This is a genomic window from Bradyrhizobium sp. DN3, from assembly GCF_041357655.1.
Taxonomy (GTDB): domain Bacteria; phylum Pseudomonadota; class Alphaproteobacteria; order Rhizobiales; family Xanthobacteraceae; genus Bradyrhizobium.
The window spans coordinates 608853-622801 of the sequence record NZ_JAULLN010000001.1 but is presented as its reverse complement, the minus strand read 5'-3'; the positions used below and the strand labels follow the sequence as shown (position 1 = coordinate 622801).

Sequence of the window (13949 nt, the reverse complement as noted above, 5' to 3'; positions counted from 1 at the left end):
TCTTCACGAGTCGCGATCAACAATTCGGAGGGGCGCTTATGGCGGGGTACAGATTGGGTACAGAATGAACGTGAACGAAACGAGAAGGGTGTACCCTAATGAGGGCAAAAATTGACGCAATATCAATGGTGTATTGGTGGCGTATATAGTTCGGGACGCAGGGGTCGCAGGTTCGAATCCTGCCACTCCGACCATTCTTCCAAAAGTCGACGTATTCCCAGAGTCTTGGCAGACCGGCCGCCGGCGCCTCGGGAGCGCCTTTTTGCAACGATTTTCGGGGCGGGTCCACGGCCGATTTGGCCCAAGCAGGGACGTCTGTGCGCGTGGCATGGCTCGCGCCGACCAAGGCGTTTTCCGTCCACGCCGATTGCGGTCGATCCTGCGCAGGCCACGAGGCCGTGCAGGGTGGCGCATCTGACCGGCCCGCAGCCCTGGCACTCCGTTTGCTCAGTCATGACCAAAGGCAGCCCCTAGCGGAGGGACTGTTTCAGGTTGAGGCAAAACAATGAAAGAAGTGTCCCGTTTCGGCTCCACTGGAGCGCTTCGGCTCAGCGCGCTGATTGCGGATCTGTGGTGGCGCGTTCAGCTCATGAATTCCGACATCCTCGAAGAAGAGGCCAAGGCCGGGGTGTTTGACGTGAAGGACCCGTCCTATCCGTTGCTAGCGATGAACCTTCGCGCGCGACGTGAGAATCTCGTGTCGACGATAAACGCGCTGGAGCAACGCGCGAAATCGGGCCGCGCGGCCGCCTGACACCGTGTCTCCTGGGCGCTTGCGAGCCTTGGATTCAGTTGGTTTGGCGGTCGCCTGTTTCGGCGGCTTGGCCCGCGTCGCCTACGGCAGCGGCCTCGGCCGCAAGGCATAGCAGATCACCGCCGCGCCACCAGCACGCCGACCAAAAAAGCCAGCATCAGCGACGGCAGCGGTGCCTCGCGCACCATGCCGCGGACGATGTCGGGCCAGTGCGGGGCCGGGACGAGACTTGGCGACCTGACGTCGGCCAACGGTGCCATGCCCCATTCCGAGGCGAGGTCGGTGATCTCGCGCGTGGCCAGGCGGGAGCCGTCGCGGACGCGGAAGACGGCGGCGTCGGATCGGTTGCGCGGCGCGAGCGCCATCAGCGTCGCGATCGCGGTGCGCAACGTCATCTCGCCATAGCCTTGCAGCCTCACCGACTCCTCGGGGTCGGACGTCATGCGAAATCCCTCACGGCGCGAAGTGGCGCGCGATGGTGAATGCAGCCGCCGCGCATAGGACCAGCGTGGAAATCGCGCCGGTGACGCCGCGCGCAAGATGGGCCCGCGTCAGGTGCCTGGTCATGATCTTGCTCCATGTTCAGCATGGAAATGGTGGTGCGCGAGGTTGGTTCCTTGCGGCACGCGCGAATCGCCAAAGGCCTGATGACTTGCCCTGATTACTTGCGCAGCAACTCGCTCAGGGCGGCCGTCGCCTCGGCGCAGCGGATGTCGTCGATCTCGCGCGACAGGCTGAGCGCGCTCGATCTCAGCTCTTCGATCTTCCAGCTCTCGAGATGCTGGCTTTCGAGCTGGCCGAGCCGCTTGTTCAGCTCGTCCAGTCTCGACTGGAGCTGCCCGATGCTGGCGGCCCCATTCACTTTCCAAACGCGCTGTGCACGCATCGTATTTCCCCTGCTGGTCTCACGGCGTTGTGAGAGCGGTTCGTGGCCGGAATGGGAGTTTCTCTTGTCCGGCTTCAGACGGTGGGGAACCGTTGCAGATTGGCAACGAAGTTCCCTTGTTTTAGCGCGCAATCGTATGATGAGACCTGCAGGCACAGAATTTGATTCCTCCCAGCGAAGTCGAGGGCGTTGCCGCGGTATCGACGAACCGCAAAGTGAATGAAGGAACGACGCGTGGCGAGATTTGTGAATGTTGCGGCCGGTCAGCTTGGCCCGATCGCGAAAAGCGAGACGAGGACCGAGGTCGTGGCGCGGTTGATGGCCATGATGCGCCGGGCGCACGCAGACGGCTGTGACCTGATCGTGTATCCCGAGCTCGCGCTAACCACGTTCTTTCCGCGCTGGTATTTTGAGGATCAGGCCGAAATCGACAAATTCTTCGAGCGCGAAATGCCGGGGGCGGAGACGCGAGGCCTGTTCGACCTCGCGCGCGAGCTCGGCATCGGGTTCTATCTCGGCTATGCCGAGCTGACGGTCGAGGCCGGGATTGTCAGGCGCTATAACACCTCCGTCCTGGTCGACAGAAGCGGCGCGATCGTCTTGAAATATCGCAAGGTCCACTTGCCTGGCCATCCCGAGCACGAGCCGTGGCGCAAATTCCAGCATCTGGAGAAGCGCTATTTCGAGCCCGGCGCAGGTTTCGGTGTGACCAGCGCCTTCGATGGCGTAATGGGCATGGCGATCTGCAACGACCGCCGCTGGAGCGAGACCTACCGGGTGATGGGCCTGCAGGGCGTCGAGATGGTGCTGATCGGCTACAACACGCCAGTGCACAATCCGCCCGCACCTGAGCACGACCATCTCTCGCTGTTTCACAACCATCTGGTGATGCAGGCCGGCGCCTATCAGAACGGCACCTTCGTGGTCGGCGTCGCCAAGGCCGGCATCGAGGAGGGCGTGGAGCACATCGGCGGCAGCTGCATCATCGCGCCCTCGGGCGAGATCGTTGCGAGTTGCACGACGAACGGCGACGAGATCGCGATCGCCCGCTGCGATCTCGATCTCTGCAATTCCTACAAGCGGACGACGTTCAATTTCGACGTTCACCGCCGGCCACGGGCCTATGGGATGATCGTGGAGCGGAAGGGCGTGGCCACCATGGCGGATGGGACGCCGGTGCCGCCGAGGGCGTGATTGGCCTCGTGCCTTACCTTGCGACGCTGCTTCTCCGATGTCGTCCCGGCGGAGCCGATGCTCCATACTCCGTCATTGCGAGGAGCCCTTGCGACGAAGCAATCCAGAGTCCTTCCGCGGAGGGATTCTGGATTGCTTCGCTGCGCTCGCAATGACGACGTTGAGAGAGCATGCCTCACTCTTCTCTCGTGCCCCGGACGCAGCGCAGCGCCCTTCAGCGATGCGCTGCAGAGCCGGGGCCCATGTCTCCGAGCATTCCGTGCCGCCATCTGGATCCCGGCTCTGCGCAGCAACGCTGGTGCGTTGCTGTGCGTCCGGGACACGAGCGTGGTGGTCTGCTTGTGCGTGCGCTCCGCCGCCCGTCCATTCACAACCAAGTGTCTTTATTCGGGAACGTTCATTCCCTATCATGCTGCGATGCAAAAAGCCGCCCGCCGATCTCAGTCCGCCGCTCGTCCGCCCGGCCGTCCCCGGGAGTTCGACATGGACACCGCGCTCGACAGGGCCGTGCGCGTGTTTCGCGAGCGCGGTTATCATGCCACCTCGATCGGCGACCTCACCGCGGCGATGCGGCTCGCGACGGGGAGCGTCTACAAGGCGTTTCGCGACAAGCATGCCGTGTTTCTGGCCGCCTTCGAACGCTACACCACGCTGCGCCAGGAGCAGACGCGCAGCGCTGCGGCGCGCGGCGCGAACGGACGCGAGCAAATCCGCAACGTGTTGCTGTCCTATGTCGAGCATTCCCAGGGCCCCGAGGGGCGGCGCGGCTGCCTCGTCGTCGGCAGCGCGGTCGAATTGTCCGCGCTCGATCCGGTGGTCGGCGCCCGCGTCAATGCGCAGCTCAAGACAAACGAAGGCTTCATCGCCGGCCTCATTCGCAAGGGGCAGGCCGATGGCTCGATTCCCCGCCATGTCGCCGCCGACGACACCGCGCGGCTGATGATCTGCATCACGCAAGGCATGCGCGTCGTCGGCAAGGCGCGCCTGCCGCTCGACGGGATGCGTCTGGTCGCCGTCGCGATGAAGCTGCTCGCCTGAATTTTTTGTCATAATAGGGAATAGTCATTCCCTATTCCTGGAGTCTATGCGAATGACGATGAATGCCACGATCGAGACCGCGCCGGGGCCAGATGCGGTGTCGCAGCGCCTGACCTTCGTGCTTGCCGCGGCCTGTGGCATGGTCGCCGCCAACATCTATTATGCCCAGCCTCTGATCGCGCCGATCAGCGCTGCGCTCGGCCTGTCGCATGCCGCCGCCGGGCTGATCGTCACCATGACGCAGATCGGCTATGGCGTGGGGCTTCTCTTCATCGTGCCGCTCGGCGACCTCGTTGAGAACCGCTCGCTGATCTGCTCGGTCATCGCGCTGGGGGCGGCGGCACTGCTTGCCGCGGCGTTCGCGACCCACGCGCTGCCGTTCCTGATCGCCGCGCTGTTCATCGGGCTCGGCTCGGTCGCGGTGCAGATCATCATTCCCTATGCCGCGCATCTGGCGCCGGAGGCCGTCCGCGGCCGCGTCGTCGGCAACGTCTCGACCGGCCTGATGCTCGGCATCATGCTGGCGCGCCCGGTGTCGAGCTTCGTCACGGCGGCGCTATCGTGGCATGCGGTGTTCTTCGGCTCGGCCGCGCTGATGATCGTGCTCGCAGCCGTGCTCTGGGTGACGCTGCCGACGCGCAAGCCGGTCGCGCGGATGCAATATGGCGCGTTGCTGCTGTCGATGCCGCAGCTGGTGCGCACGACGCCGCTGCTGCGCCGCCGCGCGCTCTACCAGGCGAGCCTGTTCGGCTGCTTCACGCTGTTCTGGACGGTGGCGCCGCTCCAGCTCGCGAACGCGTTCGGCTTCACCCAACGCGGCATCGCGCTGTTCGCGCTCGCCGGCGTCGCCGGCGTGTTCGCGGCGCCGATCGCAGGACGGCTCGCCGATCGCGGCCATAGCCGAATCGCGACGCTGGTCGCGATGCTGCTCGCGGCCCTCGGCTTCCTGATCACGCATGTCGGCGCGGCCGGATCGCTGCTGAACCTCGCCTGCCTGGCAGTGGCCGCGATCGCGATCGACATCGGCGTGCAGGGCAATGTGGTGCTGGGCTTCCGCGCCATTTTCCTGCTCGGGCACGAGCACCGCAGCCGCCTCAATGGCCTCTACATGGCGACGTTCTTCGCCGCTGGCGCCGCCGGCTCCGCGCTCGGGGCCTTCGCCTTCGCGCAAGGCGGCTGGACGATGGCATCGGCCATTGGCCTTGCCCTGCCGGTGGCCGGCTTGCTCTATGCGGCGACCGAGTAGCCGCCGGCATGGCCGGAATTGTGCGATACGGCCCGTTTACCAACCCCGCGAGGCCGCAATTTCCGGCTCGCGGTCCGGCCGCCGCTGTAGTACTTTGGTCGGAAGCGGACCTGGTTAACAGGCGGCAGGGGGAGGCTGATGAGGCGTACGGGGCTGTTTGGCGTACCGCAGGTACGGCCATGGTCGTGGCAGGCGTTTCTGCTCGGATTCGTGGTCGTCGGGATGTCGGCGATGCTTCAGGGGATTTGTGTCGCGCTTGGCGCAAAACTCTATTTCGCGGCGTTCCTGCCCGGCCTTTTCGTGCTCGGGCTTGTCGCAGGCGTGCCGGCGGCGACCCTCGCCACGCTGCTGACCGTTCCGCTGGTGTGGTGGGCGTTCATGCCGCCCTTCTTCGAGTTCAATTCGCTGACCAGCGCGAACACCGATTCCATCAACCTGTTCTGCCTGCTGGCCGTGCTGCTGATCGGCCTCGCCGATCTCTGCCGCGAGACGATGGCGATCGTCAGCCGCTGCGGGCTGAAGCGCCCGGGCGAGAGCGCGGCAACGAATCCGCAATAAGTCGGCTTTGCACGACCGTACGCGTTGCGCGCGCGCAACAGTTCGGCAACCATCCGCGAGCCTGCCGCGCGCCGCTAACTTTTCGAAAAAGATTTGGCCGCAGTTTCTCCCGCGGGAATGACGAGGGAGTTTTCGGACATGAACGGCCAAATAACCGGTCACGCCATCTTGGAGAACGTGCGCCGCTACCGCGGCATCGCATCGCTCTATCGCCAGACCGCTGCATTCCGTCCGGGCCAGAGCTGGTCGCTGCTGGAGCAGGCGAGGGATTGGGAAGCGCGGGCGCTGTCGGAGCTGGAAGCCTATTTCGCGGCACGCGCGGATTACGCCGCCCCACTCGCGGCCTGATTGTTAACCATCGGCGCGGCCTCGGTCCATCTTGCCGAAGCTGCGATCGCCGGATCGTGCACGGGACACCACGGGGCGATTATGGAGTTGTCTCGGCACGCGCCTGTGCTAGCAACGGCTCATCGAGATCCTTCACGTCGGCCGGGGCAAGCGATGATCACCTTCAACCGCATCTTCACGACGGAGCGCCTGCTCCAGATCATCGTGGTTCTGATCGCGACGATCGCCATGAAGCTGATGAGCTGAGCTTCGGCTGCCTATCGCCCGCCGAGTTCGGGCACCTCGGGCAGATAGTTCGAGCCTTCCGAACCCAGAAAATCGAACATCGCCTGCGCCGGCGGCAGCAGCACCTTGTCGCTGCGGCGGATCACGTACCATTGCCGGACGATCGGCAGGCCGGCGACGTCGAGCACGATGAGCCGGCCCTCGGCGAGCTCATGCGCCACGGTGTGCGCCGAGATGAAGGCGATGCCGAGCCCGGCAATCACCGCCTGCTTGATGGTCTCGTTGCTGCTCATCTCCATGCCGATGATCGGCTCGAGATCCGACTTCTGGAACATGCCTTCCATCAGCGTCCGCGTGCCCGAGCCCGGCTCGCGGGTGAGGAAGGTCTCGTGCACGAGATCGGTCAGGTTGAGGCCGGAATCCTTCTCCAGCCAATGTCCCTTGCGCGCGACGATGATGTGCGGATTGCGCCCGAGCTGACGGACGTCGACCGTGACGTCGGCCGGTGGCCGACCCATCACGGCGAAATCGAGGTCGTAGCCGTGCATGGCCTCGCGGATCTCCTCGCGGTTGCCGATGGTGAGCTTGATCTCGATCTTGGGATAGCGCTTCGAGAATGCCGCGATCGCGTGCGGCACGAAATATTTTGCGGTCGAGACCGCACCGAGCTGCACCGTGCCGCCGGTCCGCCCCGCCAGCAGATCGAGCGAGCCCTGGCAGTCCATGATCGCGGCCTCGACCCGTTCGGCCAGCGCCAGCACCTCCTTGCCAGCCTCCGTCAGCAGCATGCCGTCACCGGTCCGCTGCACCAGCGGCAGGCCGGCGAGGTCCTGAAGCTGGCGGAGCTGCTGGGTCACGGCCGGTTGGGTCAGCCCGAGATGGCCGGAGGCCGCCGTCACGCTGCCCTTGGCCGAAAGCGCCGCGAGCGAGCGCAGCTGCCGGATCGTCAGATGCCGGAGCTGGGCCGCCGCAAGGCCGGGACCATTATAAGAAAATTCTTTGAGGCTCATTATGAATAGAAATTTTCCTTATTAAGCTCGCCCTGTCAATCTCGTCGTGCTGGGACGGACCGCATCGACCCTCCAAGGGGGAGGGAAATGGATGCGGCGCCAGCAAGGGGATGGACGCAGATGACCGGGCAACTCAGGCTGGACGACCACCTTCAACGGTACTCAGAGACCGCGCCGCACGCGCTCGCCGTGGCGGCCGCAGTCGATGCCATCGCGGCAGCGGCGATCGAGATCGCCGACCTCATCGCCTCCGGCGATCTCGCCGACGCCTCGGGCCTGACGACCGGCCGCAACAGCGACGGCGATGTCCAGCGCGATCTCGACGTCCAGGCCGATGCGATCCTGCGCCGCTGCCTCGGCAGGCTGCCGATCGCGGCGCTGGCGTCGGAGGAGATGCGCGAGGCGCAGATCGTCGACCGCGAAGGCCGCATCTGCGTCGCGATCGATCCGCTCGACGGCTCCTCCAACATCGACATCAACATGACCGTCGGCACGATCTTCTCGATCCTGCCGGCGCCTGATGATCTCTCACTCGCCTTCCATCAGCGCGGCTCGGCGCAACTCGCGGCGGGCTTCGTCACCTACGGCCCGCAGACCTCGCTGGTGCTGACGCTCGGCGACGGCGTCGACATCTTCACGCTTGACCGTAAGGCGGGCTGCTTCCGCCTCGCGCGCAGCGGCGTGCAGATCTCCGAGGCCTGCGAGGAGTTCGCGATCAACGCGTCCAATCGCCGGCACTGGGATGCGCCGGTGCGCGCCTTCATCGACGAATGCCTCGCCGGTGTCGAAGGGCCCGCCAACCACGATTTCAACATGCGCTGGATCGGCTCGCTGGTCGCGGAGGCCTATCGCATCCTCACCCGCGGCGGTGTGTTCCTCTATCCCTCGGACGCGCGCCCCGGCTATGGCGACGGCCGCCTGCGCCTCACCTACGAGGCGCACCCGATGGCGATGATCATCGAGCAGGCCGGCGGCTCGGCCACGACCGGGCGCGAGCGCATCCTCGAGCTGTCTGCGCAAAGCCTGCACCAGCGCGTGCCGCTGATCATGGGCTCGAGCAACGAGGTGCGGCGGGTCGAGGAATTGCATTGCGATCCCCTGTTGGTTGCCAGCGTCTCCGCACCGCTGTTCGCGCGGCGCGGATTCTTCCGGCTCTGAGCGAGGCGTCCCATGTCCAGGAAGCATCCGATCATCTCCATCACCGGCTCCTCCGGCGCCGGCACCACTTCGGTCAAGAAGACCTTCGAGCAGATATTCTTCCGCGAGAAGGTCAACGCCGTCTACATCGAGGGCGACGCGTTCCATCGCTACGACCGCGCCGAGATGCGCGCGCAGATGGCGAAGGAGGCCGAGCGCGGCAACAAGCACTTCAGCCATTTCAGCCCCGAGACCAACCTGTTCGAGGAGCTGGAGCGCGCGTTCCGCGACTATGGCGAGACCGGCACTGCGACGACGCGTCACTACGTCCACGACGCCGAGGAATCCGCGCTGCATGGCGTGCCTCCCGGCACCTTCACCGAGTGGAAGCGGCTGCCGGAGAATTCGGACCTGCTGTTCTACGAGGGCCTGCACGGCGCCGTCGTGACCGACAAGGTCAACGTCGCGCGCTATGCCGACCTCAAGATCGGCGTCGTGCCCGTCATTAATCTCGAATGGATCCAGAAGCTGCACCGTGATCGCAGCGCGCGCGGCTATTCGACCGAGGCCGTCACCGACACCATCCTGCGGCGGATGCCCGACTACATCCACTACATCTGCCCGCAATTCACCGAGACCGACATCAACTTCCAGCGCGTGCCGACAGTGGACACCTCCAATCCGTTCATCGCGCGCTGGATCCCGACGCCGGACGAATCGATGGTCGTGATCCGCTTCAAGAATCCACGCGGCATCGACTTCCCCTATCTGCTCTCGATGCTGCCGCAAAGCTGGATGTCGCGCGCCAATTCGATCGTCTGCCCCGGCGCCAAGCTCGATCTCGCGATGCAACTGATCCTGACGCCGCTGATCATGCAGCTGATCGAGCGCAAGCGAAGCCTGAAGTGATGCACAGCAACGACAACAACGGGAGGATCCGATGAATATCTCGGTTCATGCCGAAGCCGACCTTACGGCGGTCACGCACAACGATCTCGCCAACGCGGTCCGCTTCCTCGCGGTGGACGCCATCGAGACCTCGCAGTCCGGCCATCCCGGCCTGCCCATGGGCATGGCCGACGTCGCGACCGTGCTGTTCTCGCGCTTCCTCAAATTCGACTCGGCCCATCCCAACTGGCCCGACCGCGACCGCTTCGTGCTGTCGGCGGGCCACGGCTCGATGCTGCTCTATGCGCTGCTGCATCTGACCGGCGGCGATGTCAGCCTCGACGACATCAAGGCGTTCCGGCAATGGGGCTCCAAGACGCCGGGACATCCGGAATACGGCCACACGCCGGGCGTCGAGACCACGACTGGACCGCTGGGGCAGGGGATTGCGACGGCGGTCGGCATGGCGCTCGCCGAACGCATGGCCAATGCGCGGCATGGCGACGGCCTCGTCGATCACTTCACCTATGTGATCGCCGGCGACGGCTGCCTGATGGAGGGTATCAGCCAGGAGGCGATCTCGCTCGCCGGTCATCTCCAGCTCGCGCGTCTGATCGTGCTGTTCGACGACAACGGCATTTCCATCGACGGGCCGACCTCGCTCGCGACCTCCGATGACCAGCTCGCCCGCTTCGCCGCCTCCGGCTGGTCGGTGCGCCGCGTCGATGGACACGATCCCGAAGCGATCGCACAGGCGATCGCGGAGGAGCGGGAGACGACAAAGCCGTCGCTGATCGCCTGCCGCACCATCATCGGCTATGGCGCGCCTGATAGACAGGGCACCGAGAAGGCGCATGGTGCGCCGCTCGGCACTGAGCAGACCGCGGCCGCGCGCCGGACGCTGGGCTGGGACTATCAGCCTTTCGTGGTGCCGCTCCCGATCTCGAAGGCGTGGCGGATGATCGGACAGCGCGGGCAGGTCGCCCGTCTCGCCTGGCTCGATCGTTATGAACGTGCGACGCCCGAGCAGCGCGACCTGTTCGTCGAGGGTAAGGCCGTCGCCTTGCCGGGCGCCTATGCGCTCGCTGCGGCGAAGTTGCGCGAGCGCTTCGCCAGCGAGCGTCCGAAGATCGCAACGCGCCAGGCCTCGCAACAGGTGCTCGACGGCATCGCCGGGGCGATTCCGGGCCTGGTCGGCGGCTCCGCGGACCTCACGCATTCGAACCTCACGCACGCCAAGGTGCAGGCTCCCGTCACGCGCGGGGCGTTCGCCGGCGACTACATCCACTATGGCATTCGCGAGCACGGCATGGCTGCCGCGATGAATGGCCTCGCGCTGCATGGCGGCTTCATCCCCTATGGCGGCACCTTCCTCGCCTTCTCCGACTACAGCCGGCCGGCGATTCGCCTTGCGGCCTTGATGCGGCTGCGCGTGATTCATGTGATGACTCACGACTCCATCGGCCTCGGCGAGGACGGCCCGACGCACCAGCCGGTCGAGCATGTCGCCGCACTGCGGGTGATTCCGAACCTTCTGGTGTTCCGCCCCGCCGATGCGGTGGAGACGCTGGAAGCCTGGGATTGCGCACTCAGCTCGGAGAGCCGTCCGTCCGTGTTGTGCTTGTCGCGTCAGGCCTTGCCGACCTTCCGCAGCGATGTCCGCGGCAGAAATCGCGTCGCGCGCGGCGCCTATCTCGTCGTCTCCCCTGACGGCGGCCGCGACGTGACGCTGATCGCGACCGGCTCGGAAGTGTCGATCGCGCTGGAGGCGGCCCGCCTGCTCGCGACCGAGCACATCCGCGCAGCAGTCGTCTCTGCACCCTGCTTCGCCCTCTTCGAGGAACAGCCAGACGACTACCGCGCCACGGTGCTCGGTACTGCACCGCGTGTCGGCATCGAGGCGGCCGTAGCGGGCGACTGGCCGCGCTGGATCGGCACCGAGGGCGAGTTCGTCGGCATGCGCGGCTTCGGCGCCTCGGCGCCGGCGCCCGTGCTGTACCGCGAGTTCGGCATCACACCGCAAAGCATTGCGGAAGCCGCCCGGCGGGCGATCGCCCGCAAGAAACAATAAGGAGGATCAATCGTGGCTCGTATCACCCTTCGTCAATTGCTCGATCACGCCGCCAGCCACGGCTACGCGGTGCCGGCGTTCAACATCAACAACATGGAGCAGGGCATCGCGATCATGCAGGCGGCGGCCGAGGTCGATGCGCCGGTCATCATGCAGGCCTCGCGCGGCGCGCGCAGCTATGCCGGCGATCTCATGCTCTCGCACATGATCGATGCGCTGGAGCGGACCTATCCCGACATTCCGCTCTGCATGCACCAGGACCACGGCAATGACGAGGCGACCTGCGCCTCCGCCATAGCCCATGGCTTCACGTCGGTCATGATGGACGGCTCGCTCAAGGCCGACGCCAAGACGGCGGCCGATTATGACTACAATGTCGCGATCACCCGCCGTGTCGTCGACCTCGCCCATTGGGTCGGCGCATCCGTCGAAGGCGAGCTCGGCGTGCTCGGCTCGCTCGAGCACGGCGGCGGCGAGCAGGAGGATGGTCACGGCGTCGAGGGCAAGGTCAGTCACGATCAGCTGCTGACCGATCCGGACCAGGCCGTCGATTTTGTCCGCGCGACGAAGGTCGATGCCCTGGCGATCGCGATGGGCACCTCACACGGCGCCTATAAGTTCAGCCGCAAGCCGGATGGCGACATCCTGGCGATGCGGGTGGTCGAGGAGATTCATCGCCGGCTGCCGAACACGCATCTCGTCATGCACGGTTCGTCCTCGGTGCCGCAGCCGCTGCAGGACATGTTCAACCAGTTCGGCGGCGAGATGCCGCAGACCTGGGGCGTGCCGGTCGAGGAGATCGTGCGCGGCATCCGAAGCGGCGTGCGCAAGGTCAATATCGACACTGACTGCCGTCTTGCGATGACTGCGGTATTCCGCAAGGTCGCCGCGCAAACGCGCTCCGAGTTCGATCCACGAAAGTTCCTCAAACCCGCGATGGATGCGATGCGCGAGCTTTGCCGCGAGCGCTTCGAGCAGTTCGGCACGGCAGGCCACGCCAGCAAGATCAAGGTCGTCCCGATGAGCGAGATGGCGCGGCGCTATCGCGCCGGCGAACTTGATCCGCGCATCGACGCCCGCGAACCGGTCGCTGCCTAGTCATTCAGAGAGAAGAGCAGGAGAGAGTCATGAACGCACACACAGGAACCGTTCGCGGCAAGGAACGATATCGCTCGGGCGTGATGGAATATAAGCGTATGGGCTATTGGGAGCCCGATTACACGCCAAAGGACACCGACGTTATCGCGCTGTTTCGCGTCACGCCGCAGGACGGGGTCGACCCGATCGAGGCGTCGGCTGCGGTCGCCGGTGAATCCTCAACCGCGACCTGGACCGTGGTGTGGACCGACCGCCTGACCGCGGCGGAGAAATATCGCGCCAAGTGCTACCGCGTCGATCCGGTCCCCGGCTCGCCCGGCTCTTACTTCGCCTACATCGCCTATGACCTCGACCTGTTCGAGCCAGGCTCGATCGCCAACCTCTCGGCCTCGATCATCGGCAACGTGTTCGGCTTCAAGCCGCTCAAGGCGCTGCGTCTGGAGGACATGCGCTTCCCGGTCGCCTATGTGAAGACGTTCCAGGGACCGGCGACCGGCATCGTGGTCGAGCGTGAACGGCTCGACAAGTTCGGCCGCCCTTTGCTGGGTGCGACCATCAAGCCCAAGCTCGGTCTTTCGGGGCGCAACTACGGCCGCGTGGTCTACGAGGCGCTGAAGGGCGGGCTCGACTTCACCAAGGACGATGAGAACATCAACTCGCAGCCCTTCATGCACTGGCGCGATCGCTTCCTCTATTGCATGGAGGGCGTCAACCGCGCGCAGGCAGCCTCGGGTGAGGTGAAGGGCACCTACCTCAACATCACCGCCGCCACCATGGAGGACATGTATGAGCGCGCCGAGTTCGCCAAGGAACTCGGCTCGGTCGTGGTCATGATCGACCTCGTGATCGGCTACACCGCGATCCAGTCCATGGCGAAGTGGGCGCGGCGCAACGACATGATTCTGCATCTCCATCGCGCCGGCCACTCGACCTATACGCGGCAGAAGAGCCACGGCGTGTCGTTCCGCGTCATCGCCAAGTGGATGCGGCTCGCCGGCGTCGACCACATCCATGCCGGCACGGTGGTCGGCAAGCTCGAAGGCGACCCCAACACCACGCGCGGCTACTACGACGTCTGCCGCGAGGACTTCAATCCGACCAAGCTCGAGCACGGGCTGTTCTTCGACCAGTCCTGGGCGAGCCTGAACAAGATGATGCCGGTCGCCTCCGGCGGCATCCATGCCGGGCAGATGCACCAGCTGCTCGACCTCTTGGGTGAAGACGTCGTGCTGCAGTTCGGCGGCGGCACCATCGGCCATCCCATGGGCATTGCGGCCGGCGCGACCGCCAATCGCGTGGCGCTGGAAGCAATGATCCTCGCCCGCAACGAGGGCCGCGACTACGTCCACGAAGGTCCGGAGATCCTCGCCAAGGCGGCCGAGACCTGCACGCCGCTGAAGGCCGCGCTCGAAGTCTGGAAGGACGTCACCTTCAACTATCAATCCACCGACACGCCGGACTTCGTGCCGACGGCGCTGGAAACCGTTTGAGGAGAT

The 13949-nt window shown here is 65.3% G+C and carries 14 protein-coding genes; 11 read left to right on the top strand and 3 right to left on the bottom strand.

Annotation, left to right across the window (positions count from 1 at the left end):
• The first annotated feature begins 589 nt into the window (after positions 1-589).
• Entirely contained in the window at positions 590-754 is a 165-nt protein-coding gene (locus AAE027_RS02860) for a hypothetical protein (RefSeq protein WP_347338732.1), read from the top strand.
• Between the two features lie 116 nt (positions 755-870).
• On the opposite strand, the gene AAE027_RS02855 is transcribed toward AAE027_RS02860, so the two are convergent.
• Positions 871-1197 carry a hypothetical protein gene (locus tag AAE027_RS02855; protein WP_370984897.1) on the bottom strand — a complete coding sequence of 109 codons (327 nt, stop codon included), beginning with the start codon at positions 1195-1197 and terminating at the stop codon, positions 871-873.
• Between the two features lie 218 nt (positions 1198-1415).
• Positions 1416-1640, bottom strand: a complete 225-nt coding sequence (locus tag AAE027_RS02850; protein WP_370984898.1) for a hypothetical protein — start codon at positions 1638-1640, stop codon at positions 1416-1418.
• A gap of 234 nt (positions 1641-1874) precedes the next feature.
• On the opposite strand from AAE027_RS02850, the gene AAE027_RS02845 reads away from it, so the two are divergent.
• The 5 genes from AAE027_RS02845 (at position 1875) to AAE027_RS02825 (ending at position 6024) form a co-directional block, all read left to right on the top strand.
• The gene (locus AAE027_RS02845) at positions 1875-2834 is read left to right on the top strand and encodes an N-carbamoyl-D-amino-acid hydrolase (protein ID WP_370984899.1); all 960 of its coding nucleotides are present in this window, start codon (positions 1875-1877) and stop codon (positions 2832-2834) included.
• Positions 2835-3251: 417 nt separating this feature from the next.
• Entirely contained in the window at positions 3252-3872 is a 621-nt protein-coding gene (locus AAE027_RS02840; protein WP_370984900.1) for a TetR/AcrR family transcriptional regulator, read from the top strand.
• A gap of 52 nt (positions 3873-3924) precedes the next feature.
• Positions 3925-5118, top strand: coding sequence for an MFS transporter (locus AAE027_RS02835; protein ID WP_370984901.1), 1194 nt, complete (start codon positions 3925-3927; stop codon positions 5116-5118).
• 138 nt (positions 5119-5256) lie between these two features.
• Positions 5257-5676, top strand: a complete 420-nt coding sequence (locus tag AAE027_RS02830; protein WP_370984902.1) for a DUF4118 domain-containing protein — start codon at positions 5257-5259, stop codon at positions 5674-5676.
• Between the two features lie 138 nt (positions 5677-5814).
• Positions 5815-6024, top strand: coding sequence for a hypothetical protein (locus AAE027_RS02825; RefSeq protein ID WP_091892639.1), 210 nt, complete (start codon positions 5815-5817; stop codon positions 6022-6024).
• 257 nt (positions 6025-6281) lie between these two features.
• Here the strand turns inward: AAE027_RS02825 and AAE027_RS02820 are convergent, their stop codons facing one another.
• Complete coding sequence (locus tag AAE027_RS02820; RefSeq protein WP_370984903.1) at positions 6282-7259, bottom strand: LysR family transcriptional regulator; 978 nt, start codon at positions 7257-7259, stop codon at positions 6282-6284.
• Between the two features lie 120 nt (positions 7260-7379).
• Between AAE027_RS02820 and AAE027_RS02815 the strand changes: the two genes are divergently transcribed.
• The 5 genes from AAE027_RS02815 to AAE027_RS02795 are packed head-to-tail and all read left to right on the top strand — an operon-like array spanning position 7380 to position 13943.
• Positions 7380-8417 carry a class 1 fructose-bisphosphatase gene (locus AAE027_RS02815; RefSeq protein ID WP_370984904.1) on the top strand — a complete coding sequence of 346 codons (1038 nt, stop codon included), beginning with the start codon at positions 7380-7382 and terminating at the stop codon, positions 8415-8417.
• Between the two features lie 12 nt (positions 8418-8429).
• The gene (locus AAE027_RS02810; RefSeq protein WP_091892525.1) at positions 8430-9305 is read left to right on the top strand and encodes a phosphoribulokinase; all 876 of its coding nucleotides are present in this window, start codon (positions 8430-8432) and stop codon (positions 9303-9305) included.
• A gap of 31 nt (positions 9306-9336) precedes the next feature.
• Entirely contained in the window at positions 9337-11355 is a 2019-nt protein-coding gene (gene tkt, locus AAE027_RS02805; protein WP_370984905.1) for a transketolase, read from the top strand.
• A 12-nt stretch (positions 11356-11367) separates the two neighbouring features.
• The gene (gene fba / locus AAE027_RS02800; RefSeq protein WP_128943178.1) at positions 11368-12453 is read left to right on the top strand and encodes a class II fructose-bisphosphate aldolase; all 1086 of its coding nucleotides are present in this window, start codon (positions 11368-11370) and stop codon (positions 12451-12453) included.
• A gap of 29 nt (positions 12454-12482) precedes the next feature.
• Complete coding sequence (locus AAE027_RS02795) at positions 12483-13943, top strand: form I ribulose bisphosphate carboxylase large subunit (protein WP_370984906.1); 1461 nt, start codon at positions 12483-12485, stop codon at positions 13941-13943.
• Positions 13944-13949 lie beyond the last annotated feature (6 nt).

What these genes read in the sequence shown, in the direction of transcription:
- AAE027_RS02850 (WP_370984898.1), bottom strand. Translation starts at nt 1,640, where the DNA reads ATGCGTGCACAGCGCGTTTGGAAAGTGAATGGGGCCGCCAGCATCGGG.
- AAE027_RS02820 (WP_370984903.1), bottom strand. Translation starts at nt 7,259, where the DNA reads ATGAGCCTCAAAGAATTTTCTTATAATGGTCCCGGCCTTGCGGCGGCC.
- AAE027_RS02835 (WP_370984901.1), top strand. Translation starts at nt 3,925, where the DNA reads ATGACGATGAATGCCACGATCGAGACCGCGCCGGGGCCAGATGCGGTG.
- AAE027_RS02810 (WP_091892525.1), top strand. Translation starts at nt 8,430, where the DNA reads ATGTCCAGGAAGCATCCGATCATCTCCATCACCGGCTCCTCCGGCGCC.
- AAE027_RS02860 (WP_347338732.1), top strand. Translation starts at nt 590, where the DNA reads ATGAATTCCGACATCCTCGAAGAAGAGGCCAAGGCCGGGGTGTTTGAC.
- tkt (WP_370984905.1), top strand. Translation starts at nt 9,337, where the DNA reads ATGAATATCTCGGTTCATGCCGAAGCCGACCTTACGGCGGTCACGCAC.
- AAE027_RS02830 (WP_370984902.1), top strand. Translation starts at nt 5,257, where the DNA reads ATGAGGCGTACGGGGCTGTTTGGCGTACCGCAGGTACGGCCATGGTCG.
- AAE027_RS02855 (WP_370984897.1), bottom strand. Translation starts at nt 1,197, where the DNA reads ATGACGTCCGACCCCGAGGAGTCGGTGAGGCTGCAAGGCTATGGCGAG.
- AAE027_RS02840 (WP_370984900.1), top strand. Translation starts at nt 3,252, where the DNA reads ATGCAAAAAGCCGCCCGCCGATCTCAGTCCGCCGCTCGTCCGCCCGGC.
- AAE027_RS02815 (WP_370984904.1), top strand. Translation starts at nt 7,380, where the DNA reads ATGACCGGGCAACTCAGGCTGGACGACCACCTTCAACGGTACTCAGAG.
- AAE027_RS02825 (WP_091892639.1), top strand. Translation starts at nt 5,815, where the DNA reads ATGAACGGCCAAATAACCGGTCACGCCATCTTGGAGAACGTGCGCCGC.
- AAE027_RS02795 (WP_370984906.1), top strand. Translation starts at nt 12,483, where the DNA reads ATGAACGCACACACAGGAACCGTTCGCGGCAAGGAACGATATCGCTCG.